At 65.3% G+C, this 21454-nt stretch carries 19 protein-coding genes; 13 read left to right on the forward strand and 6 right to left on the reverse strand.

Features of this window, described 5'->3' with window-relative positions:
- The first annotated feature begins 2 nt into the window (after positions 1 to 2).
- On the forward strand, positions 3 to 899 hold the full coding sequence (dapA, locus tag KQ297_RS06755; RefSeq protein ID WP_399251378.1) for a 4-hydroxy-tetrahydrodipicolinate synthase: 897 nt from the start codon (positions 3 to 5) through the stop codon (positions 897 to 899).
- 97 nt (positions 900 to 996) lie between these two features.
- Positions 997 to 3033, forward strand: a complete 2037-nt coding sequence (locus KQ297_RS06760) for a ribonuclease J (RefSeq protein WP_259738744.1) — start codon at positions 997 to 999, stop codon at positions 3031 to 3033.
- Between the two features lie 28 nt (positions 3034 to 3061).
- Here the strand turns inward: KQ297_RS06760 and KQ297_RS06765 are convergent, their stop codons facing one another.
- Positions 3062 to 3595: a hypothetical protein gene (locus KQ297_RS06765; protein WP_259738745.1), complete on the reverse strand. Its 534-nt coding sequence runs from the start codon at positions 3593 to 3595 to the stop codon at positions 3062 to 3064.
- A complete protein-coding gene (gene tilS, locus KQ297_RS06770; protein WP_259738746.1) occupies positions 3592 to 4647 on the reverse strand; it encodes a tRNA lysidine(34) synthetase TilS in 1056 nt (351 codons plus the stop codon). The genes KQ297_RS06765 and tilS overlap by 4 nt, the downstream gene beginning before the upstream one ends.
- A gap of 15 nt (positions 4648 to 4662) precedes the next feature.
- Between tilS and KQ297_RS06775 the strand changes: the two genes are divergently transcribed.
- The 3 genes from KQ297_RS06775 (at position 4663) to uvrB (ending at position 8029) form a co-directional block, all read left to right on the forward strand.
- Entirely contained in the window at positions 4663 to 5457 is a 795-nt protein-coding gene (locus KQ297_RS06775) for a DUF561 domain-containing protein (RefSeq protein ID WP_259738747.1), read from the forward strand.
- A gap of 27 nt (positions 5458 to 5484) precedes the next feature.
- On the forward strand, positions 5485 to 5916 hold the full coding sequence (locus KQ297_RS06780; protein WP_185464734.1) for a phage holin family protein: 432 nt from the start codon (positions 5485 to 5487) through the stop codon (positions 5914 to 5916).
- A gap of 106 nt (positions 5917 to 6022) precedes the next feature.
- Positions 6023 to 8029 carry an excinuclease ABC subunit UvrB gene (gene uvrB, locus KQ297_RS06785; protein WP_259738759.1) on the forward strand — a complete coding sequence of 669 codons (2007 nt, stop codon included), beginning with the start codon at positions 6023 to 6025 and terminating at the stop codon, positions 8027 to 8029.
- Positions 8030 to 8032: 3 nt separating this feature from the next.
- On the opposite strand, the gene KQ297_RS06790 is transcribed toward uvrB, so the two are convergent.
- From KQ297_RS06790 to holA, 3 genes are read right to left on the reverse strand one after another with little or no spacing between them, the layout of a single operon-like run.
- Positions 8033 to 9373, reverse strand: a complete 1341-nt coding sequence (locus KQ297_RS06790; protein ID WP_259738748.1) for a sugar transferase — start codon at positions 9371 to 9373, stop codon at positions 8033 to 8035.
- The gene (locus KQ297_RS06795) at positions 9373 to 11178 is read right to left on the reverse strand and encodes an aspartate kinase (protein ID WP_259738749.1); all 1806 of its coding nucleotides are present in this window, start codon (positions 11176 to 11178) and stop codon (positions 9373 to 9375) included. Before KQ297_RS06795 ends, KQ297_RS06790 begins: the two co-directional genes overlap by 1 nt.
- A gap of 31 nt (positions 11179 to 11209) precedes the next feature.
- Entirely contained in the window at positions 11210 to 12178 is a 969-nt protein-coding gene (holA, locus tag KQ297_RS06800; RefSeq protein ID WP_259738750.1) for a DNA polymerase III subunit delta, read from the reverse strand.
- Between holA and KQ297_RS06805 the strand changes: the two genes are divergently transcribed.
- Positions 12177 to 12806 carry a precorrin-8X methylmutase gene (locus tag KQ297_RS06805; protein ID WP_259738751.1) on the forward strand — a complete coding sequence of 210 codons (630 nt, stop codon included), beginning with the start codon at positions 12177 to 12179 and terminating at the stop codon, positions 12804 to 12806. The two genes, holA and KQ297_RS06805, sit on opposite strands and share 2 nt — an antisense overlap.
- Here the strand turns inward: KQ297_RS06805 and mutS are convergent.
- Positions 12791 to 15550, reverse strand: a complete 2760-nt coding sequence (gene mutS, locus KQ297_RS06810) for a DNA mismatch repair protein MutS (RefSeq protein ID WP_259738752.1) — start codon at positions 15548 to 15550, stop codon at positions 12791 to 12793. The two genes, KQ297_RS06805 and mutS, sit on opposite strands and share 16 nt — an antisense overlap.
- A 163-nt stretch (positions 15551 to 15713) precedes the next feature.
- Between mutS and psbZ the strand changes: the two genes are divergently transcribed.
- The 7 genes from psbZ (at position 15714) to KQ297_RS06845 (ending at position 21338) form a co-directional block, all read left to right on the forward strand.
- Positions 15714 to 15902 (forward strand): photosystem II reaction center protein PsbZ, encoded by a 189-nt coding sequence (gene psbZ, locus KQ297_RS06815; RefSeq protein ID WP_006172797.1) that lies wholly within the window; start codon positions 15714 to 15716, stop codon positions 15900 to 15902.
- Positions 15903 to 15907: 5 nt separating this feature from the next.
- The gene (gene ribH / locus KQ297_RS06820; protein ID WP_259738753.1) at positions 15908 to 16399 is read left to right on the forward strand and encodes a 6,7-dimethyl-8-ribityllumazine synthase; all 492 of its coding nucleotides are present in this window, start codon (positions 15908 to 15910) and stop codon (positions 16397 to 16399) included.
- Between the two features lie 37 nt (positions 16400 to 16436).
- Positions 16437 to 17213, forward strand: a complete 777-nt coding sequence (locus KQ297_RS06825; protein ID WP_259738754.1) for an ABC transporter ATP-binding protein — start codon at positions 16437 to 16439, stop codon at positions 17211 to 17213.
- 3 nt (positions 17214 to 17216) lie between these two features.
- Positions 17217 to 18044, forward strand: coding sequence for an ABC transporter permease (locus KQ297_RS06830; protein ID WP_259738755.1), 828 nt, complete (start codon positions 17217 to 17219; stop codon positions 18042 to 18044).
- Positions 18045 to 18076: 32 nt separating this feature from the next.
- Positions 18077 to 19219, forward strand: coding sequence for a glycosyltransferase family 4 protein (locus KQ297_RS06835; RefSeq protein WP_259738756.1), 1143 nt, complete (start codon positions 18077 to 18079; stop codon positions 19217 to 19219).
- 219 nt (positions 19220 to 19438) lie between these two features.
- Positions 19439 to 20218 (forward strand): sulfotransferase, encoded by a 780-nt coding sequence (locus tag KQ297_RS06840; RefSeq protein ID WP_259738757.1) that lies wholly within the window; start codon positions 19439 to 19441, stop codon positions 20216 to 20218.
- A gap of 298 nt (positions 20219 to 20516) precedes the next feature.
- Positions 20517 to 21338 carry a hypothetical protein gene (locus tag KQ297_RS06845; RefSeq protein ID WP_259738758.1) on the forward strand — a complete coding sequence of 274 codons (822 nt, stop codon included), beginning with the start codon at positions 20517 to 20519 and terminating at the stop codon, positions 21336 to 21338.
- Positions 21339 to 21454 lie beyond the last annotated feature (116 nt).

Below are 21454 nucleotides of genomic sequence, written 5' to 3' on the forward strand. Positions count from 1 at the left end.
CCATGGGCCAACGGCAACCGCCCTTCGGCCGGGTGCTCACCGCGATGGTCACCCCGTTCAGTGCGGATGGAGCGGTCGATCTCGATCTGGCGGCCCGTCTGGCGCAGCACCTGGTGGATCACGGCTCCGACGGGCTTGTGCTCTGCGGCACCACCGGCGAATCCCCCACCCTGAGCTGGCAGGAGCAGCACGATCTGTTTGATGCGGTGAAAACCGCGGTGTCGGGGCGAGCCACGGTGCTGGCCGGAGCGGGCAGCAACAGCACCTCTGAGGCCATCGAGGCGATCGGGCGGGCGGCCGAGGAAGGCGCCGACGGCGCCCTGGTGGTGGTCCCTTACTATAACAAGCCACCCCAGGAGGGGCTGGAAGCCCATTTCCGGGCGATCGCCCAGGCGGCCCCCCGCCTCCCGGTGATGCTTTACAACATCCCCGGCCGCACCGGCTGCAGCCTCGAGCCCAGTACCACGGCCCGCCTGCTCGATCTCCCCAATGTGGTGAGCTACAAGGCCGCCAGCGGCAGCACCGCAGAAGTCAGCCAGTTGCGGCTGCTCTGCGGCGACCGTCTGGCGATCTACAGCGGCGACGATGCCCTCACCCTGCCGATGCTGGCCGTGGGCGCCGTCGGCGTGGTGAGTGTGGCCAGCCATCTGGTGGGGCCCCAGATCCAGCGCATGATCTCCGCCTTTCTGGCCGGCGAGCTGGCCACGGCCCTCAGCCTGCACGAACGCCTGCTGCCCCTCTGCCGGGCTCTGTTCTCCACCACCAATCCGATTCCCGTCAAAGCCGCCCTTGAACTGGAGGGCTGGCCCGTGGGGTCCCCCCGTCTCCCGCTGGTCTCCGCCGACAGCGACGTCCGTGCCCGATTGACCACCGCCCTGGCTGCCCTGCGTCCCACCTGACGCCATGGCTCGGCTCCAGCGCTGTGCGGCCTGGAGTTCTCGCAACAGCAACACCAGATTCCGTACGACTTTCCTTCAATCCCTCGTTCCACACCCCATGAGCTCAAGCAACAACAAGAACGCCACCGCCACGAACCAGCCCACCCTGCGGGTGATTCCCCTCGGAGGTCTTCATGAGATCGGCAAGAACACCTGCGTGTTCCAATACGGCGATGAGCTGATGCTGGTGGATGCCGGACTGGCATTCCCCAGTGATGGCATGCACGGCGTCAACGTGGTGCTGCCCGACACCAGCTACCTGCGTGAAAACCAGAAGCGCATCCGCGGCATGATCGTGACCCACGGTCATGAAGATCACATCGGCGGCATTCCCCACCACCTCAAGAACTTCAACATCCCGGTGATCTATGGCCCCAGGCTGGCCATGTCGATGCTGCAGGGAAAGATGGAGGAGGCTGCCGTCACCGACCGCACCGTGATCCAGACGGTGAGCCCACGGGATGTGGTCAAGGTGGGCCAGCATTTTCAGGTGGAGTTCATCCGCAACACCCACTCCATTGCCGACAGCTTCAGCCTGGCGATCACCACCCCAGTGGGAGTGGTGATTTTCACCGGCGACTTCAAGTTCGATCACACGCCTGTGGATGGTGAATACTTCGACATCCAGCGGATGGCCCACTACGGCGAGCAGGGCGTGCTCTGCCTGTTCAGTGATTCCACCAATGCCGAAGTGCCTGGCTTCACCCCGCCGGAGCGGGCGGTGTACCCCAACCTCGATCGCCATTTCGCCAATTCCGATGGCCGCGTGATTGTGACCACCTTCGCCAGTTCCGTGCACCGGGTTTCGATGATCCTGGAGCTGGCCATGAAGCATGGCCGCAAGGTGGGCCTGCTGGGCCGCTCCATGCTCAACGTGATCGCCAAGGCCCGGGAGCTCGGCTACATCCGCTGCCCCGATGAGCTGTTCGTGCCGATCAAGCAGATCCGCGACCTCCCTGACCGCGAAACCCTGCTGCTGATGACCGGCAGCCAGGGCGAACCCCTGGCCGCGCTCAGCCGCATCTCCCGCGGTGAACATCCTCAGGTGCAGGTCAAACCCACCGACACGATCATCTTCTCCGCCAGCCCGATCCCCGGGAACACCATTTCGGTGGTCAACACCATTGACCGGCTGATGATGATGGGGGCCAAGGTGGTCTATGGCAAGGGCGAAGGCATCCACGTGTCGGGCCATGGCTGCCAGGAAGACCACAAGCTGATGCTGGCCCTCACCAGGCCGAAGTTCTTCGTGCCGGTGCACGGTGAGCACCGCATGCTCGTGTGCCACTCGCGCACGGCCCAGTCGATGGGGATCCCCGCCGACAACATGCTGATCATCGACAACGGGGATGTGGTGGAGCTCACCCCCAGCTCCATCCACAAGGGGGATCCCGTCAAGGCCGGCATCGAGCTGCTCGATGCCTCCCGCAACGGCATCGTCGACACCCGGGTGCTGAAGGAGCGGCAGCAGCTGGCCGAAGACGGCGTGATCACCCTCCTGACCGTGATCAGCACCGACGGGGTGATGGGTGCTCCGCCACGGGTCAACCTGCGCGGTGTGGTCACCACGGCCGATGCGCGCCGGCTCTCGATCTGGGCTGAGAGGGAGATCGGCTGGGTGCTCGAGAACCGCTGGAAGCAGCTGGCCCGCAACACCGGTGGCACGGCCCCCGATGTCGACTGGGTGGGCGTGCAGCGGGAGATCGAGGTCGGCCTGCAACGGCGCCTGCGCCGGGAGCTGCAGGTGGAGCCTCTGATCATCTGCCTGGTGCAGCCCGCTCCAGCCGGCACCCCGGCCTACAAGGGGCGTGCCGATGCCGAGCCCGACAGCCGTCCGGCCCCCCGTGGTGGTCGCCACGGTGGCCGCGATGGGGGAAGCCGCGAAGGCTCAAGCCGCGAACCGGTGATCCGCAACCACGCCCCGGCTCCCCAGCGCGTTCAGCCCGCCGGCGCTGCTGCCTCCACGGCCACCGCACCCGCCGTCGTCAAGACCCCCACGCTGGCACCTGTCGTTGAGGCCGCGGCGGCCAAGCGGGAGGAACCCGAGATGCCCGCCAACCGCGTGCGCCGTCGGCGTTCCACCGCTTCCAACTGAGCGCTACGGGCTGGGGGCTGCCCTGCCCTCAGCGCAGCACCACCCGCAGCAGACCCTTGGCCAGCTCCGCTTCCTCCTCTGGGCTGAAGCGGATCTGCTCGCTGGCGGTGGTGGCCCCGGTGCCTGGGGGTTCGCTCAGCACCTCCACCCGGACCGGCTCCACGGACTGGCTTGAGGTGTCGTCATCCTGGCCGAGCTCTGCCTCCAGGCCTGCGTCTGGCGGAGCCGGAGCCAGCGACGGGGGCGCCATGCCCTGGCCGGTGGCCGGCCCACTCGGCTCGCAGAGGGCCAGTCCCTCGGCGGCCAGATCGCTGTAGGTGCTCTCCCCGCTGGCGGTGGCCAGCACCTGGCGGTAGAGGTCTCCTGCTTCCCGCGGCTGGCGCAAGCCGTAGAAATGGATGTGTCCCAGCAGCAGCTTCAGCCGCAGGCTGTGGGGATCCTCTGCTTTGAGCTGTGCCTGCTGAAGCAGCTCCTGCCCCTGCTGGAGGGCTTCCTCAAAGCGTCCCTGGCTGTAGGCCAGCTCCACGCTCTTGTAGGCCTGATCGAAGCCGCTGGGTTTCATGGCTGGCAGGGGTTGGGTGCGCTCAGGGTCCGGTGCAGGCGCAGGGTCTGCCGGTCCCAGAGGAGGCTCCTGCCTCCGGGCAGGTTCAGGCTGCCAGGCCCCCGGGCCAGAGGCAACCGCTGCCGCAGGGCCCCAAGGCCCGCTGACCCCAGGCGCACTCCGGCGTTGCGCTCCAGCCAGAGATCGAGCAACAGCTCCTGGGTGCCGGGCGAGAGCTGGCTCAGCCCCTGGCGCCGCAGGCCTGGCCCCTGCTCTGGTGAGTCTGCGCTGGCGGCTGGCAAGGGTGCCTCCAGGGCCGCCAAGGCCAGCAGCGCCAGCTCCTCGCTGCGCTGCTGGGTCGATTCCAGCCGCTCCGCCAGGGCGCCCATGCGCCGCCAGGCTCCGGGGTGGAGGTCCTCGAGCACCGGCAGCACCTCCTGGCGCAGGCGATTGCGGCTGAAGCGGGGGTCGGCATTGCCGGGATCCAGCCAGAGGGGTAGCTGGTGCTGCTCACAGAAGGCCGCGGTCTCGGCCCGGGAGAAGCGCAGCAGGGGCCGCACCAGCTCGATCGGGCCGTGGAGGGGCCGCCGCGCGCGCAGGCTGCTCAGGCCCCGCAGGCCACACCCCCTTGCCAGGTTGAACAGCAGGGTCTCGGCCCGGTCACTGCCGGTGTGGCCGGTCAGCACATGGAGGCTGCCCAGACGGCGGGCCTGGCGACTCAGCCGCTCGTAGCGCCAGCGGCGAGCGGTTGCTTCCGCGCCCCTGGTCAGGTCGGCTGACCCTGCCGGGGCCCGCTCCACCAGCATCGGCAGGCCCCGGGCCTCCGCCCAGCTCGCCAGGGCAGCGGCCTGGGCGCCCGCCTCCTCCCGCCAGCCATGGTTGCCGTGCCAGAGGTGCAGCTCCCAGCCATGCAGACGCCGCAGCTCCAGCAGCAGGGCCACCAGGGCCATCGAGTCCTGACCACCGGAGACGGCCAGCAGCAGCCGCCTCCCCGGTGGGAGCAGCTTGGGATCGGCCAGCAGCTGCCGGTGCAACCGGTGCTGCAGGGGACCCCATGGGAGAATCGCCTTCATCTGCCCTGCCCGCCGATGTCGCGCCTCACCAGCCTGCCCACCCCCCTGCAAGCGGCGCTGCAATCCCGGCGGTTGCTCAAGGTGATCGCCGGTCTGCGCAACTTCGAGGCGGCCAGCGTGGAGAGGATCTGCCGTGCCGCCGGAGCCGGTGGCGCCGACCTGCTCGATGTGGCCTGCGATCCGCAGATCGTGCGCCTGGCGGCGGCCGTCTCTGGCCTGCCGATCTGTGTTTCGGCAGTCGATCCGGAGCTGTTCCCCGAGGCCATCGCCGCCGGGGCCGCGATGGCCGAGATCGGCAATTTCGATGCCTTCTATGCCGAAGGGCGGATCTTCTCCGCCCACGACGTGCTCGCCCTCACCCGCCGCACCCGTGAGCTGCTGCCGGAGGTGGTGCTCTCGGTCACGGTGCCCCATCTCCTGCCGCTCGATCAGCAGGAGCAGCTGGCTATTGATCTGGCCGCCGCCGGTGCCGACCTGATCCAGACCGAAGGGGGCACCGCCGCCCGCCCGTTCAGTGCGGGGACCCTCGGCCTGATCGAGAAGGCGGCGCCCACCCTGGCGGCAGCCCATGCCATCAGCCGGGCCGTGGAGCTGCCGGTGCTCTGCGCCTCCGGGCTCTCGGCGGTCACGCTGCCCATGGCCATCGCCGCCGGTGCCCATGGCGTGGGGGTGGGTTCCGCCGTGAATCGCCTCGACGACGAGCTTGCCATGGTGGCGGTGGTGCGTGGCCTGCGCGAAGCCCTGGCCCCTGCCGCCACGGCTGTGACAGTTCGGGGCACCCGTCTTGGCCATGGTGGCGGCTCTGACTAACTTTGAACGGTTGCCGCTTCTTCCGTGATGGGCCCGTTCATCTGGCTCCTGCAATGGCCCATCCGGGCTGTGGTCCTGCTGATCGTGGGGGCCTTGCCCCTCGGTGTTGAGTTCAGTGGCTTCGGCACGGCGCTTCTCTCCGCCCTGGTGATCGGGCTGCTGGGCACCCTGCTGCTCTGGCCGCTGAAGCTGGTGCTGGCCTTGCCCTGGGCCATCACCAGCCTCGGCGGCATGGTCACCCCGATCACAGCGGTCTACAACTGGGTGATCACGATCATTCTGTTCGCTCTGGCGGCCTGGCTGATTCAGGGCTTCCGGCTGAAGAACGGGTTGCTGAGTGCAGCCCTCGGCGCCATCGTCTACAGCGTGCTCAGCACCTTGATCCTGGGCTGGCTGGGCCTGGATGTGAGCTTCACCAGAGCAGCGGCCGCTCTGTCGGCGTCGGTCGGCGTGGGGTGAGGATTCCCGGCCGGAGCCCAATGCCGCGATCTCGACAGGCGCAGCCTGTGGCTGATTCCTAGGATTGTGGCTGTCTTTGTCCAGGGTGCACCTGGATCCTGCGGCCATGGCGCGCTACGAGCTCCAGGCTCCCTATGAGCCGAAGGGCGATCAACCCACGGCCATCGAAGCTCTGGTGCAAGGGGTCGATCGCGGTGATCGTTACCAGACCCTGCTGGGGGCCACCGGCACCGGCAAGACCTTCACCATTGCCAATGTGATCGCCCGCACCGGCCGTCCGGCCCTGGTGCTGGCCCACAACAAGACCCTGGCGGCGCAGCTCTGCAATGAGCTGCGGGAGTTCTTCCCGAACAATGCCGTTGAATACTTCATCTCCTACTACGACTACTACCAGCCGGAAGCGTATGTTCCGGTTTCCGATACCTACATCGCCAAGACGGCGTCGATCAATGAAGAGATCGACATGCTGCGCCACTCCGCCACCCGCTCCCTGTTCGAGCGTCCGGATGTGATCGTGGTGGCCTCGATCAGCTGCATCTACGGCCTGGGAATTCCATCGGAATACCTCAAGGCCGCGGTGCCCTTTCAGGTGGGAGACACGCTGAACCTGCGCAGGTCCCTGCGCGAGCTGGTCAACAACCAGTATTCCCGCAACGACATCGAGATCGCGCGCGGGCGCTTCCGGGTCAAGGGGGATGTGCTGGAGATCGGTCCGGCCTACGAAGACCGCCTGGTGCGCATCGAGCTGTTCGGTGATGAGGTGGAGGCAATTCGCTACGTTGATCCCCTCACAGGTGAAATCCTGCAGAGCCTGGAAAAAATAAGTATCTATCCCGCCAAGCACTTCGTTACCCCCAAGGACCGGCTCGAGGCGGCGATCACGGCCATCCGCGAGGAGCTGCACCAGCGCCTGGAGCACCTCCATGGCCAGGGCAGGCTGCTGGAGGCCCAGCGGCTGGAGCAGCGCACCACCTACGACCTGGAGATGCTGCAGCAGGTGGGGTACTGCAACGGGGTCGAGAACTACGCCCGGCACCTGGCGGGACGCCAGGCCGGCACACCGCCTGAGTGCCTGATCGACTATTTCCCGGACGACTGGCTGCTGGTGGTGGATGAGAGCCACGTCACCAACTCCCAGCTCCACGCCATGTACAACGGCGATCAGGCCCGCAAGCAGGTGCTGGTGGAGCATGGCTTCCGGCTGCCCAGCGCCGCCGACAACCGCCCGCTCAAGGCCGAGGAGTTCTGGTCGAAGGCCCGTCAGACCATCTTCGTGTCAGCCACGCCTGGGGCCTGGGAGCTGGAGCAGAGCCACGGCCATGTGGTCGAGCAGGTGATCCGACCCACGGGCGTGCTTGATCCGGTGGTGGAGGTGCGGCCCACGGAGGGCCAGGTGGATGATCTGCTCGGAGAAATCCGGCTGCGGGCGGAGCGGGATGAGCGCACCCTGATCACCACCCTCACCAAGCGGATGGCCGAAGACCTCACCGATTACCTGGCGGAGAATGGCGTGCGCGTGCGCTATCTGCACTCGGAAATCCATTCGATCGAGCGGATCGAGATCATCCAGGATCTGCGCAACGGGGAGTTCGATGCCCTCGTGGGGGTGAATCTGCTGCGGGAAGGCCTGGATCTGCCGGAAGTGTCCCTGGTGGCGATTCTCGATGCCGACAAGGAGGGATTCCTGCGGGCCGAGCGCTCCTTGATTCAGACCATTGGCCGGGCGGCCCGCCATGTTGAGGGGGTGGCCCTGCTCTATGCCGACAACCTCACAGATTCGATGGCCCGTGCCATCTCCGAAACCGAGCGGCGCCGGGGGATCCAGCAGACCTACAACGAGAGCCACGGCATCACCCCCAGCCCGGCCGGCAAGCGGGCCGGCAATGCCATTCTCAGCTTTCTGGAGGTTTCCAGGCGTGCCCAGGAGGATGCGCCGCAGCCCGAGGCCGAACCTGCTTCCTTCGCGATGGTGCCCCTCGATGCCCTGCCGGAGCTGATCCAGGAGCTGGAAGACAAGATGAAGGCCGCGGCCAAGAAGCTGGACTTCGAGGAGGCCGCCAATCTGCGTGATCGCATCAAGAAGCTGCGCCAGAAACTGGTGGGCCGTAGCTGACGCTCAGCGCCCGGCGGCCTTGAGCACGATCTTGATCGTCTTGAACAGGATGAGCAGATCCAGCCAGACACTGCTGTTGCGCAGGTAGAAGAGGTCGTAGCTCAGCTTCAGTTCGGCATCCTCCACCGTGGAGGTGTAGGGCATGTTCACCTGGGCCCAGCCGCTCAGGCCCGGCCTGATCCAGTGGCGCAGCCGGTAGTTGGGGATGCGTTGCTCCAGGTCCGTCTCCAGCTCGGGCCGCTCCGGCCGCGGGCCGATCAGGCTCATCTCACCCCGCAGCACGTTGATCAGCTGGGGCAGCTCATCGAGCCGGGTGCGCCGCAGCCACTGGCCCACCGGGGTGATCCGCCCGTCGTTCGGCCCCGACCAGATCGCCTCCCCCTTTTCCTCCGCATCGGGGACCATCGTGCGCAGTTTGATCACCTCGAAGCGCTTGCCCTGCAGCCCTGTGCGCCGTTGCCGGTAGAGCACCGGTCCGCCATCGCCCAGGCGGATCAACGCGGCGGTGATGGCCAGCAGCGGTGAACACAGCAGCAGCAGCAGAAGACTCACCATCACGTCGGCATAGCGCTTGAGCTGTCGCTCGAAGCTCCCAATGCGCTGCACGGAGCGATCGGAGAACAGCAGCCACTGATCCACCACCCAACGGGGCGGAATCCGCTGCAACTCCTGCTCGGCCGCCAGCGCCAGGGAGGTGACGGGGCGGCCTTCCTCCAGGGCGCGGGCGCAGGACTCGAGTCCACCTGGGAGGTTGAGCACTCCCTGGCTGAGGGCGAGGCCGCTGCTCTCGTTCTCCGTTGAGCTGCTCTCCAGTGGGTTCAGGCCAGGGCTGAGGCCCAGGGCATGGATGGCGGGAGCCCGCACGGCCCCGATCCGCTCCCATTCACGGCGGATCTCCTCCTGCTCGCCGGGAAGGCTGACGATTTCCCACGGATCCTGTCGGGTGGAGTGGGCCAGCTGGCGCAGCAGCAGCCGCACGCCACCGCTCCAGAGCGCCGCCAGAGCGAAGAGCGGCAACAGGCTGCCGCGGTGCAGCAGCGTCACCTCCGGCGGGGCGCGCAGCAGCCAGCCCACCACGGCGCCGGCGGCCGTGGTGGCCGCACTGGTGATCGCCAGCCGCACCACAAGCTGGCTCCAGCGCAGGCGCCTGGTCTTGAGCAGGGTGAACGACCCGAACAGCCAGCTGAGGCTGAGATAGATCACCACCAGCATGGCCAGCAGGCCCAGCTGATTGTCCAGGTAGCCATTGCGCTCCCGGTCGATCCAGGCCGCCAGCAGGCAGATCCCGAGGGCGTCGAGGCCCGCGGCGAGGGCCAGCCAGCGGCGGTGACGCAGCCAGTGCACTAGGCCATGGCCTCCACCGCCCCGGCGGTGCTGCCGCCCAGCTGGAAGCAGGCGTGCACTGCCTGCAGGGCCCTGACTCCATCGGCTTCCGCCACCACACAGCTGGTGCGGATCTCGCTGGTGGCGATCATCTCGATGTTCACACCGGCCTCCGCCAGGGCCCGGAACATGCGGGCGGCGGTGCCCGGGGTGCAGGGCATGCCGGCGCCGACGGCGCTCACCCGGGCGATGGCCAGGCCTTCTTCGAAGCGTGCCTCCGCCCAGGGGGCCAGCACCGCTTGCAGGGCGCCGCGGGCTCGGGTGAGGTCCTCGCGACGCAGGGTGAAGCTCATGTCACGGCTGAGCTGGGGGCCCGAGCCGTGGGTGCGCTCCGACTGGACGATGGTGTCGAGGCTGATGCCGGCATCGGCCAGGGCACGGCAGACGGCGGCGGCGGTGCCGGGGCGATCGGGCACCTGGCGGACCACCACCTGGGCCTGGTCGCGGTCGAGGGCCACCCCACGCACCGCCGGATCATTGACGTCGCAGGGGAGCGGGTTCTGGCGCAGCTGGTGCTCCTGCAGTTCGAACACCTCGGCGGCGGCGCGCAGGGCCCGTGCTCCCTGGCTGCCCTCCACCAGGCAGCTCACCTTCACCTCGCTGGTGGCGATCATGCGCAGGTTGATGCCGTAGCGGGCGAGGGTGTCGAACAGGCGCGCGGCGATGCCGGGCCGCCCCATGATCCCGGCCCCGGAAATGCTGAGCTTGGCCAGCCCCGCCTGGGTGCTCAGGGCGCTCTCCTCCACCCCCAGCTCCTGGAGCAGGCCCCGGCAGACCTCTCGAGCGCCCTCCAGCTGGCTCTCCGCGAGGGTGAAGGCGATGTCGTTGCTGGCGCCGACATGGGTGGCCTGCACGATCAGATCCACATTCAGCTTCGCCGCGGAGAGGGCCTCGAACAGCAGGGCGGCCACCCCCGGGTGGTCGGGCACGCGGGTGAGGGCCAGCACCGCCTGCCCGTTCTCCAGATCCGCTCCGTCCACCGGGCGGCCGAGCTCCAGCCCCTCGCTGCCGATCGGCCGGGGTTCACCACTGGTGAGCCGGGTGCCCGGGGCCTCGCTCCAGCTGGAGCGCACCACCAGGGGAACGCCGTAGTTGCGGGCGATCTCGACGGCGCGGGGATGCAGCACCGCCGCGCCGAGGCTGGCCAGCTCCAGCATCTCGTTGCAGCTCACCTCCTCCATCAACTGGGCCTCGCTCACCTTGCGCGGGTCGGTGGTGAGCACCCCGGGCACATCGGTGTAGATCTCGCAGGCGTCGGCCGCGAGGGCGGCGGCCAGGGCCACGGCGGAGGTGTCGGAGCCGCCGCGGCCGAGGGTGGTGATCTCGGGGGTGCCGCCACTGCCGCTGCTGGTGCCCTGGAAGCCCGCCACCACCACCACCTGGCCATCCTCCAGGCGGCGGCGCAGGCGCTCGGTGCGCACCTCGAGGATGCGGGCGCGGCCGTGGGCCGATTCGGTCACGATGCCCACCTGGGGGCCCGTCATCGACACAGCCGGCACCCCGAGGCTGTGCAGGGCCATCGCCAGCAACGCGATCGACACCTGCTCGCCCGTGGCCAGCAGCATGTCCATCTCCCGCTGGGGGGGCTCAGGGCAGAGTGCCCGTGCCAGGGACGTGAGCTCATCGGTGGTGTGGCCCATCGCCGAAACCACGATCACCAGGTCGTGCCCCTGCTCGCGGCTGGCGGCGATCCGCTGTGCCACCGCCTGGATCCGCTCCACACTGCCGACGGAGGTTCCTCCGAATTTCTGAACCAGCAGGGCCATTCCGATCGGCAGGCGCGGTGTGATGCCGCGATTATCGGGCGGTGGCCAGCAGCATCCCGTCGCGGAAGGCCTCACCGGCCTCGGCGCCCCGTTTCAGGGCGGCCTCCACCTCCAGCACCCTGGCCAGCAGGGTCAGCAGACGGGCCGGGGTTCGTCCGCGGATCTGCCGGCGCATCACGTAGATGCGTTTGGGATTGCCGATGCCGGCGGCCTTGGCGATCACGGCCACGTCCTGCTCGCCGCGGCTCTCCAGCAGGCAGACCCACAGCCAGCCGCGGATCTGGCTGGTGAGGGAGGCCACCAGCCGCAGGGCCGGCTCGCCCGCCTGCAGCAGTTCGTCGACCAAGGCGATCGCCGCGCCGGCATTCCCCTCCAGCAGGGCATCGCCCACCGCCAGGCTGGTGGTGCTGTGTCCGCCCACCAGGGCCGCCACGGCCGCCGCCTCGACCGGTGCCTGGCCGCTGTAGAGGGCCAGCTTCTCCAGCTCGCTGCTCAGCCGGGCACTGTCGCTGCCGATCGCTTCTGCCAGGGCTTCGGCGGCCCCGGGCGCCAGGGTCACCCCCAGCTCCCCTGCCGTGCGGGTCACCAGCGCCACCTGGCCGGCCCCATCCCAGGCGGAGGGGAGTTGAAAGCTCGTCTCCAGGGCCCGCTGCCGCAGGGCCTTGGTGGTGCGCAGCCGGGCATCGGGTTTGCCGCTGCTCACCAGCACCAGGTGGCAGCTGTCGGGAATCAGCTCCAGGCAGGCCTCCAGCTGCTGGGCCAGCTCGGCGGGGCAGCTGCTGGTGAAGGGGCTGCGTTGCAGCAGCACCAGCCGGGCACCGCTGCCGAAGGGCGGGGTGCGGGCCTCACTCAGGGCCTGCGCCGCCTGGGCGGCATCGGAGCCGTCGAGGCGGCTGAGGTTGATGCTGTGCCAGGCCGGGTCCACCTCCTTGCTGATCAGCTGCTCGATCGCCCGGGTCCTGGCGGCCTCGTCGTCTCCCCAGTAGAGATGGATCGGCATGGGGCCCGGCGTGGATCTGGATCATCCGATCTTCACTGAAAGTGTGCGGCGCATCCGCCAGTGGCTCGGACCCACCGGCCTGGATCCCGCCGAGCAGGAGGTGCTGGAGCGCCTGGTGCACAGCAGTGGCGACCTCACCATCGCCGCTGATCTCCGGTTCAGCGCCGGCGCCTGCGTGCTGGGACAGGAGGCCCTGGCCTCCGGCGCGGTGATCCTCACCGACACGGCCATGGCGGCCGCGGCCGTGTCGCCCATGGCCGGGCGCACCTTCGCCAACCCGGTGCGCAGCATCCTGGAGTGGGCCCCGGATGTGGCGCCGCCCGGCGGCACCCGCACGGCCGAGGGCATGGCGGCGGCCCTGGCGGCCTGCCCCGGTGCGGTGGTGCTGATCGGCAGTGCCCCCACCGCCCTGGAGCGCCTGCTCGATCAGGCCGGCGGCCCGCTGCGGCCGGCCCTGGTGATCGGTATGCCGGTGGGCTTCGTGGGGGTGGCGGAGAGCAAGCGGCGGCTGGCTGCCAGCGATCTGCCCCAGATCCGGCTCCAGGGGAGCAGGGGTGGTGCGGGCCTGGTGGGGGCCTGCTGCAACGCCCTGCTGCGCCGGGCCTGGCTGGATCAGGCCGCGGCCTGAAGCCCCACGGCCACATGGCTGTTGGCCTCGATCCTCCCCAGCACCTGGCGGGCCCGCTGCACCACCTGGGGGGGCACGCCCGCCAGCCGGGCCGCCTCGATGCCGTAACTGCGGCTGGCGCCGCCCGGACGCACCTGGTGCAGAAAGAGCAGGCGGTCGCCCGTTTCCTCCACCAGCACCTGATAGTTGGCGACGCCCGGCAGCAGCGAGGCCAGTTCGTTGAGCTCGTGGTAGTGGGTGGCGAACACCGCCCGGGCCCGCAGCCCGGCTGCCAGGTGCTCCGCCACCGCCCAGGCGATCGAGAGGCCATCGAAGGTGGCGGTGCCGCGGCCGATCTCATCGAGCAGCACCAGGGAGCGGTCGGTGGCGTGGTGCAGGATGTTGGCGGTTTCGGCCATCTCCACCATGAAGGTGGACTGCCCGCTGGCCAGATCATCGACGGCCCCCACCCGGGTGAAGATGCGATCGGCCAGGCCGAGGCGGGCTGATCGGGCCGGGATCCAGCTGCCGATCTGCGCCATCAGCTGCAGCAACCCGTTCTGGCGCAGGTAGCAGCTCTTGCCGCTGGCGTTCGGCCCGGTGAGTACCACCAGGTCGGGGCGTCCCTGCTCCCCCAGGTGCAGATCGTTGGCGCTGAACGACTCCTCCACCAGCAGTTGCTCCACCACGGGGTGCCGTCCCGCCTCCACCTGCAGGCAGCGGCTGTGGTCCAGTTGCGGCCGGCAGTAGCCATGGCAGGCGGCCACCTCTGCCAGTGAGGCCAGGGCATCGAGGCCGGCCACGCGCCGGGCGGCCTGGCGGATCGGTCCGGCCAGCTCCCCCACCTGCTGACGCAGCTGGCTGAACAGCTCATATTCCCGCTGGGCCGCCCGGGCCCGCAGCTGCAGGATGCGGCCTTCGCGCGCCTTGAGCTCGGGGGTGACGAAGCGCTCCTCGTTGGCCAGGGTCTGGCGCCGGATCCAGTGCTCGGGCACCCGCTCGGCCCGCGCCCGGCTCACCGACAGGAAGTAGCCGAAGCTGCGGTGGAACTGCAGCCGCAGGGTGGGGATGCCGCTGCGGCGGCGCTCCTCCTGCTCCTGGGCCGCCAGCCACTGGTCCTGATCGTCGAGCCGGTTGCGCAGCCCATCGAGGCGGCCGTCGACGCCGTCATGGATCAGGCCCCCCTCGCTGAGGCTGAGCGGTGGTGCCTCCACCAGGGTGTGGCGCACCAGGGCCGCCAGCTGTGCCAGCTCTGGTTCGGCCTGCTGCAGGGGAGCGAAGACGGTCGCGGCCGCAGGCTCCAGCAGGGCGGCGAGGCGGGGCAGACGCTCCAGCCCATCGGCGAGGGACACCAGGTCGCGGGCGGAGGCGCTGCCGGCCCCGGCCCGGCCCGAGAGGCGCTCCAGATCGCCCATGGGCCGCAGCAGCCGGCGCAGGGCCAGGCGCAGGGGCCGTTGCTGCACCAGCACAGCGATGCCCTCCTGGCGCCGCTCGATCGCCGCCAGGTCCATCAGGGGGGCCTCCAGCCAGCGGCGCAGCGCCCGGGCGCCCATGGCGGTCATGGTGCGATCCAGGGCCCAGAGCAGCGACCCCTGAAACTGGCCATCCCGCTGGGTCTGGGTGATCTCCAGGTTGCGGCGGGTCTGGGCGTCGAGCACCAGCTGATCGCCGCGCTGCTGAAGGGTGGGCCGATCCAGGGGGATGCGGCCAGGGGTGGCGGCAGCATGGTCGTCCGTGGCTGGCTGGGTGTCATCGAGGTAGCGCACCAGACCGCCGGCGGCCCTCAGGGCCAGGGGCGCCTCGCCCAGGCCCAGACCCTCGAGGCTGGCCAGGCCGAAGCGCTCCAGCAGGGTCCGACGCGCCTCCGGCAGGGTGAAGGGGGTGAGCGGCAGCGGCGTGCGGTGGATCGACTCCGGTGCCCAGGCCGGCTCGCCGGACTCCGCAGTGGGCCAGAGCAGCTCGGCCGGCTGCAGCTGCAGCAGGTCCTGGTGCAGCTGATCGCTGCCCTGGCGCTGCATCAGCTGGAATTCGCCGGTGCTCACATCGGCCACCGCCAGCCCCCACTGGCCCTGCTCCAGCACCACGGCCGCCAGCCAGTTGTTGCGGCGCGCCGCCAGCATTCCCTCCTCCAGCACGGTGCCGGGGGTGAGCACGCGGGTGATCCCCCGCCGGAGCAGGGCGCCCGGGGCTGGGGTGCTCTCCAGCTGGTCGCAGAGGGCCACGGCGAGGCCGCGGCGCACCAGTTCGCCGCAGTAGCGCTCGGCGGCGTGGTGGGGGATGCCGGCCATCGGCACCCGCCCGATCCGTTTACCCCCCTCCTTGCCGGTGAGGGTGAGCTCCAGCAGACGCGACACCCGGATGGCGTCCTCGAAGAAGCACTCGTAGAAATCGCCGAGGCGGTAGAGCAACACCCGCTCGGGGTGGGCCGCCTTGAGCTCCACGTAGTGGCGCAGCACCGGCGGCAGGGCCTCGGGATCCACCAGGCCGTGGTGGTGCCAGGGGGGCAGCGTCTCGGCGGCATCCCCGGGCTCGGCCGACTCCACGGACCCCGCGGCCGGCTCGGGACTCACAGCTTTGAACTCACTCGCCCTGGCCTGGCGCCGCCGGGGGCGGGCGGCGGCCTCCGCCATCAGCTCGTTGTCGCTTTCGCCAGCCAGTGCGCCTGAGTCTGAGGAGGCTGGCGGGGCAGGGGCTTTTGGGGCGGGGTTGGCCTCCAGGCCCAGGTCAGCCACCAGCGAGAGCTGTTCTTCCAGCGGCGTGGCCACGGCTTGCTCAGGGCTGGCGTGATCGTAGGAGGGCCGGGTGGTGCCCACAACTTGTGAAGGATGCCCGCCGTGGGCCGGGCAACCCCGGAAGCCCCATGGGAGAATCCAGCCACTGCCTGCCCCGGCCCGCGCGCCAGGGACCGCGCACCCCGCCCTCCCAACCATGCAGATCCTCAACACCCTCACCGTTCTGGCCCTGGTGGTGATGTCGTTTGCCCTTGTGGTGGCGGTCCCGGTGCTCTACGCCAGCACCGACGACAGCGGCCGCTCCAACCGGCTGATCCTGCTGGGTGGAGCGGCCTGGGTGGCCCTGGTGCTGCTCAACTGGGGCATGAGCTACTTCGTGGCCTGAGTCCATTGACCGTTTTTGAAGGCCGCTTCACCGACATCAGCGGCTTGCGCATCGGCATCGTGGTGGGTCGTTTCAACGATCTGGTCACCGCCAAGCTGCTCAGTGCCTGCCTCGATGCCCTCTCCCGCCACGGCATCGATACCAGCCCCAGCAGCGAGCAGCTGGACCTGGCCTGGGTGCCCGGCAGTTTTGAGATTCCCCTGGTGGCCCAGCGTATGGCGGCCTCGGGCCGCTATCAGGTGCTGATCACCCTGGGTGCGGTGATCAAGGGCGACACCCCCCACTTCGACTACGTCTGCGCTGAGGTGAGCAAGGGGGTGGCGGCTGTGTCACGCGACACGGGTGTGCCGGTGATCTTCGGCGTGCTCACCACCGACACCATGCAGCAGGCGCTGGAGCGGGCCGGCATCAAGAGCAACCTGGGCTGGAGCTATGCCCTTCAGGCCCTGGAGATGGGCAGCCTGATGGCGACACTGCCGCCAGTCGCTGCGGGTTGAGGCTGATGCTTGCAGGTGTCGAGGATGGCCCACGAGCATGAGCGAGTCTTTCAACTCCCTCCATCAGCCCCTGGTTGAACTGGAAGGCGTCAGCCTTGATATCCCTGTGGAAGGGGTTGGCAGCCGTTCGTTGAAATCAGCTCTGGTGGGAGGGCTGACCGGCGGTCTGCTGAACCGCAGCAAAGGTGGTTCTGTGGCTGTCACGGCTCTTAACGATCTTTCCTTCACCATTCAGAAAGGGGAGCGTGTTGCTCTGTTGGGCCATAATGGGGCTGGTAAATCTACGTTGCTGCGGCTTCTATCCGATGTGTACCGGCCTACACGGGGCAAGATCCGCCGCTATGGACAGGTGGTGCCGCTGATCAACAAGGGCTTCTGGGTCGACTCCGATCTCAGTGGCCGCCATGCGGCGCGAGCTCACTATTTACTCAACTGCAACACGATCGAGGGCTTCAATCCCTTCCTCAGTGAACTAACGGAGTTCACTGAGCTGGCTGATTTCATTCATCTCCCGATCCGTACCTATAGCGAGGGAATGCGCACCCGGCTTCAGTTCGGGCTGCTGACCTCCTTTCGCCATGAGGCCCTGGCCCTCGATGAGGGGATCGGTGCAGGCGATCAATGGTTCCTCTCCAGGGCCCGACACCAGCTCAAGCGATTTCTGGGGGAGGTGGGCACGTTGATCCTGGCGTCGCACTCCAACGAATTGCTCTCGCAGTTCTGCACCCGCGGACTTGTGCTCAAGCACGGATGCCTGGTGTTCGATGGACGCTTGGATCAGGCTATTGAGGTCTACAGCCAGGGAGTGGCTTGAACGATGGCGATTGAATCGGCTGGGGTCATGAAGCTGAGAGAAGCCAAGCCGGCGCAAGGCCAGGGGTTGTCCTATGGCTACCGGACAGCTCGGGCTTGGTGGTACAGCGCTTGGTTGAGGACGTTGGCACGATTCAGCCGCACCACCTTGGGCAGCTTCTGGATGGGTCTGAGTAATCTTCTGAGCGTGGCTGTTCTTGGTGTTGTTTATAGTACCGTGCTGAAGGTTCCCGATCCGTTAGTATATATAATTTATCTTGGGTTTGGCATCACGATTTGGGGGCTGATCAGTCAGGCTTCATTGGCTGGCAGCGGACTGTTCATTCTGCGCAGGGAGCAGTTGTTGAGCAACGCGATGCCAAGCATTTTCTATTGCTTGGAAGAGTGGGCTTTTCAGCTTCAAACCTTTGCCCAGGCTTTTATTGTAGTTTTATTGGCTTTTTCGTTTGTCCAGCCTACCTTGCTCTTGAACGCTGTAAGCATCCTTTGGCTCCCCTTGTTCAACCTTGCGCTCTTTTCCTTCTGGGTGATTGTATTAATGGCAGTTCTTGGTGCACGTTTCAAGGATTTTTCCCAGCTGATGCCGATCATTCTGCAACTGCTTTTTCTGGTTTCGCCGATTCTTTACAAACGGGAAGGCTTGGGAAGACTCCAATTTCTTGCTGCTTTTAACCCTTTTTATCTGGCATTGGCTCCGGTGCGAGATGCCCTGATAGAAGGGCATTTGCAGTTGAAAACGGAGATCATGGTGCTCATTTTTAACCTTTCTGCCGTCGTTCTGGCTGGACTCCTCCTGAAAAAACTTCGCTACCGCCTTCCGCTTTGGGTCTGATCTGAATCAGTGACCCATGTTTATTGCCACATATGCGAATTCTGTTGCTGAATCATGGGGCTGCCGCCCAGTGGGGTGGCGGAGATGGTGTTCAGATCGCGGAAACCGCACGCCAGCTCAGGCTGAGGGGCCATCAGGTTGAGGAGTTGAATTCCGATGCGCCAGATGTAGCGGGTTTTGATCTTGTTCATATTTTCAATTGCCGATTTCAGTCATCATTTGCTGCTCAGATGCAAGCCTGCACTAGAGCAGGAATTCCCGTAGTTGTCTCTCCAATCTGGCTGTCCATCGCGCGGGCCGTTTGGGGTAGTCGTGGCGTGCATGGTGTGTTGACCAAGGCGGTTCGTGAGGGCTCCAAGTCTGTGGTATCACATCTCCTCATGATGAAGCAGAGGACGTTGAAAGTTAATTGGGATGAATCCATTGTTCACTATGATGGACATGGCTATTCCAAGGCTGAAAGGCTAGCTGCTGTTGGTCAGTTATTGACAAACGCCAATGCACTTCTTCCTAACAGCTGGCTGGAGCTGCAGGCTGTGCGTACCGATCTCTTCTGGACCGGGAATCTTTTCGATGTTGCCCATATCGGGGTTGACCCGTCTATGTTTTTGTCTCCCGACCCGAATCGCTTTCTTGAGTATTTTGATCTACGTAAGTCTTTTGTGCTGCAAGCTGGCCGTATTGAGCCAGGGAAAAACCAGGCAATGCTCTGTTGGGCATTGCGCCAGACAGATCTTCAGATCGTTTTGATTGGTAGTTCAGCTAACTGGCCAAGCTATGCTCAGCTCTGTAGGGAAATATCTGGTGATCGTCTGACCATCATCGATCATATTCCCCAGGAGATGCTGGCTTCTGCCTATGCAGCTGCTGGGGTCCATGTGCTGCCCAGCTGGATGGAGACCTGTGGCCTTGTCAGCCTTGAAGCCGCATGCAGCGGTACCCCAGTCGTGGGTAGTACGTTCGGCCATGAGCTGGAGTACCTCCAACGCGATGCCTGGTATTGCGATCCGGCCGATCCTGATTCCATCAGGACAGCTGTTATCTCAGCGTTGCAGGCAGGGCGAGACTCTGATCGTCCCTTGGGCTTGAAGGAGCGTGTGCTTGGACAATTTACATGGGAGATGTTGGCGATTCGTACAGAGCGGCTCTACCAGGAGGTACTTGAGAAGATCTAGGTGTGTAGTCCCACCACGTTGTGCATCCGACAGGGCATGGCGGCGTTCCATGGCTTCGTCTAACATAGACCAGATTGGAACTTGATCCTATTCATGGCTATCACAATCATGACTGGTACTTGTGTCCCATCTTAGGTGTCAAACGGCTGCTGAAGGATCCCGCTGCTAAATCAAACTGGACTTAGGTTGAGATTGCTTCGACAAGCAAGAGATCATTTCATGACAGGCAAAAAGTTTATTTTCCTTGCAGGACATCATAGGAGTGGCACATCTCTCCTGCATAGGATTCTCAGCGAACATCCAGAGGTCAGCGGTTTCTCAGGCACTGGAGTGCCTGAGAATGAAGGACAACACTTGCAGTCAGTCTACGAACCAGCAAAAACATATGGAGGTCCAGGAAGGTATATCTTTAATGACGCATCCTATATGAATGAAGACCACCCATTGGCCACCTCGCAATCAGCTAGGGATATTTTCAAGTCATGGGCAAAGTACTATGACAGCACGCGAATGTTCTACATCGAGAAAAGTCCTCCGAACCTCATCCGCACCCGATTTCTCCAGAAGCTATTCCCAGGTTGCCTATTTCTGGTAATTTTTCGCCATCCAATTGCTGTCGCATATGCTACTCAGAGAATGACAGGCGCTGGGATTTCCTCGCTAATCGAGCATACGCTTAGAGGCTATGAGCTCTTTCTGGCGGATTTGCCACATCTGAACGATGTATACATCTTAAGGTACGAGGACTTTGTCGCATATCCTCAGCATGAAATCAATAGAGTATGCAGTTTTCTGGCTCTTGATTCAATTGAGATCAGTTATGATGTTCAGCCAGATGTCAACAAGAAGTACTTCTCAGCGTGGGGGGTGGATATGGGCGGCCGCCTTATTGCCGACCTGCTTGAATATCGCGCGAATTCAATAGGCTATAGCCTTCGAGATCCCGAGAAACTTGTCACAACTTCCTTTTATATGACGCATCAATCACAAAATGCCTAAGCATGCCTTTAGCGAACAGGGACTCCTGAGTGGGTCGATAGCGATTGTGCTGCAGTGGGTTGGCGCCCTTTTCGTCGAGGGTACAATGGGGAAGAATTGGCTGGTATGAGCCGAAAAATCTGCCTCCACGTTTTCCACGCGGAAACGCCGCTAGATCAGCAATCAGGGCTCCTTTGAGGATTCCTCCTGCAAGGGTCGAGATTGCATTATCCTTCGCGAAATTAACCACGAGTCATACCACTCAGCAGGGCGCTCCTTGCGATTGGCTAGACAGATAGCACACTTGAATTAATGAACCATGAGCAGTCACTTTCCGGCGGCGTTATTTTTACCTGGGGACACATTTGATACTCAGAATCATCAAATATTGGGCCGTAGGGTGGCTGGACGACATTTCGCTCAAGCCCTGGCTGCCAATCTCAGAGATGGCGAACTGCTGACAGCAATCACCCTGAGTGAAGGTGAAGCACGGACACTTCAGCAAACCCTGATTCATCATTTAGCGCCGGGTGGAAAACTGCGGATCCAGCGCGGTCTGGCTATGAAGGTTGCTCGGGAAGCGGGCAGCCTTCACGTTCCAGCTCCTGACCTCTCAAAGTGGTGTCAGCTCAGGCCATGGGATGATCCCAGGTCTTTCTCGATCACAGGTGTCATTCATACTCTCTGTAGCTGTCATGCTCTGAATTCGTTGGAGGATCTAGTACTCAGTCCCCTCTATTCATGGGATGCACTTGTCTGCACTTCCAGTGCTGGCAGGAAAGTCGTTGAGCGATGCATGGAAGAGCGTATGGAACTGCTTCGGCGCCGATTCAATCAACCAAAACTCGCCAAGCCTCCAGGGCCCCTTCTGCCTGTCATTCCCCTGACCGTCGATGTTCGGCAAGCATATGCGCCGGACCTCAGTCGCAGCGAGCGCAGAGCAAGAGCACGGCATGCATTAGGAATTCCTACCGAGAACTTTGTTGTTGCTTTTGTCGGCAGGCTTAGCTTCCACTCAAAAGCGCATCCCCAGCCACTCTATCGAGTTTTAGCCAAGATCGCTAAGAATGCCACCGGTATTACCCTAATAGAATGTGGTCATGCTTTTAACGAAAAGCTGGCGTCCCCGGCAGTGGTGTAATTCCCCCGGCACCCCCACCCCGGCGTAGCCGGGGTGGGCCGCGCACCTCAGGCGGCTGGCCCAGCGGCTGGCGTTGCAAGGGGTGGGCAGGCCCGTTTCCCTGGTTTGAGAACCAC

The organism is Synechococcus sp. CS-205, assembly GCF_025128255.1.
GTDB lineage: Bacteria > Cyanobacteriota > Cyanobacteriia > PCC-6307 > Cyanobiaceae > Regnicoccus_A.

Bases quoted from the DNA above. Each gene is read 5' to 3' on its own strand.
- KQ297_RS06775 (WP_259738747.1), top strand. From the start codon at position 4,663: ATGTCGCGCCTCACCAGCCTGCCCACCCCCCTGCAAGCGGCGCTGCAA.
- KQ297_RS06805 (WP_259738751.1), top strand. From the start codon at position 12,177: ATGGGGCCCGGCGTGGATCTGGATCATCCGATCTTCACTGAAAGTGTG.
- KQ297_RS06835 (WP_259738756.1), top strand. From the start codon at position 18,077: ATGCGAATTCTGTTGCTGAATCATGGGGCTGCCGCCCAGTGGGGTGGC.
- KQ297_RS06840 (WP_259738757.1), top strand. From the start codon at position 19,439: ATGACAGGCAAAAAGTTTATTTTCCTTGCAGGACATCATAGGAGTGGC.
- psbZ (WP_006172797.1), top strand. From the start codon at position 15,714: ATGCAGATCCTCAACACCCTCACCGTTCTGGCCCTGGTGGTGATGTCG.
- uvrB (WP_259738759.1), top strand. From the start codon at position 6,023: ATGGCGCGCTACGAGCTCCAGGCTCCCTATGAGCCGAAGGGCGATCAA.
- KQ297_RS06760 (WP_259738744.1), top strand. From the start codon at position 997: ATGAGCTCAAGCAACAACAAGAACGCCACCGCCACGAACCAGCCCACC.
- KQ297_RS06765 (WP_259738745.1), bottom strand. From the start codon at position 3,595: ATGAAACCCAGCGGCTTCGATCAGGCCTACAAGAGCGTGGAGCTGGCC.
- KQ297_RS06780 (WP_185464734.1), top strand. From the start codon at position 5,485: ATGGGCCCGTTCATCTGGCTCCTGCAATGGCCCATCCGGGCTGTGGTC.
- KQ297_RS06795 (WP_259738749.1), bottom strand. From the start codon at position 11,178: ATGGCCCTGCTGGTTCAGAAATTCGGAGGAACCTCCGTCGGCAGTGTG.
- tilS (WP_259738746.1), bottom strand. From the start codon at position 4,647: ATGAAGGCGATTCTCCCATGGGGTCCCCTGCAGCACCGGTTGCACCGG.
- KQ297_RS06830 (WP_259738755.1), top strand. From the start codon at position 17,217: ATGGCGATTGAATCGGCTGGGGTCATGAAGCTGAGAGAAGCCAAGCCG.
- dapA (WP_399251378.1), top strand. From the start codon at position 3: ATGGGCCAACGGCAACCGCCCTTCGGCCGGGTGCTCACCGCGATGGTC.
- holA (WP_259738750.1), bottom strand. From the start codon at position 12,178: ATGCCGATCCATCTCTACTGGGGAGACGACGAGGCCGCCAGGACCCGG.
- KQ297_RS06845 (WP_259738758.1), top strand. From the start codon at position 20,517: ATGAGCAGTCACTTTCCGGCGGCGTTATTTTTACCTGGGGACACATTT.
- KQ297_RS06825 (WP_259738754.1), top strand. From the start codon at position 16,437: ATGAGCGAGTCTTTCAACTCCCTCCATCAGCCCCTGGTTGAACTGGAA.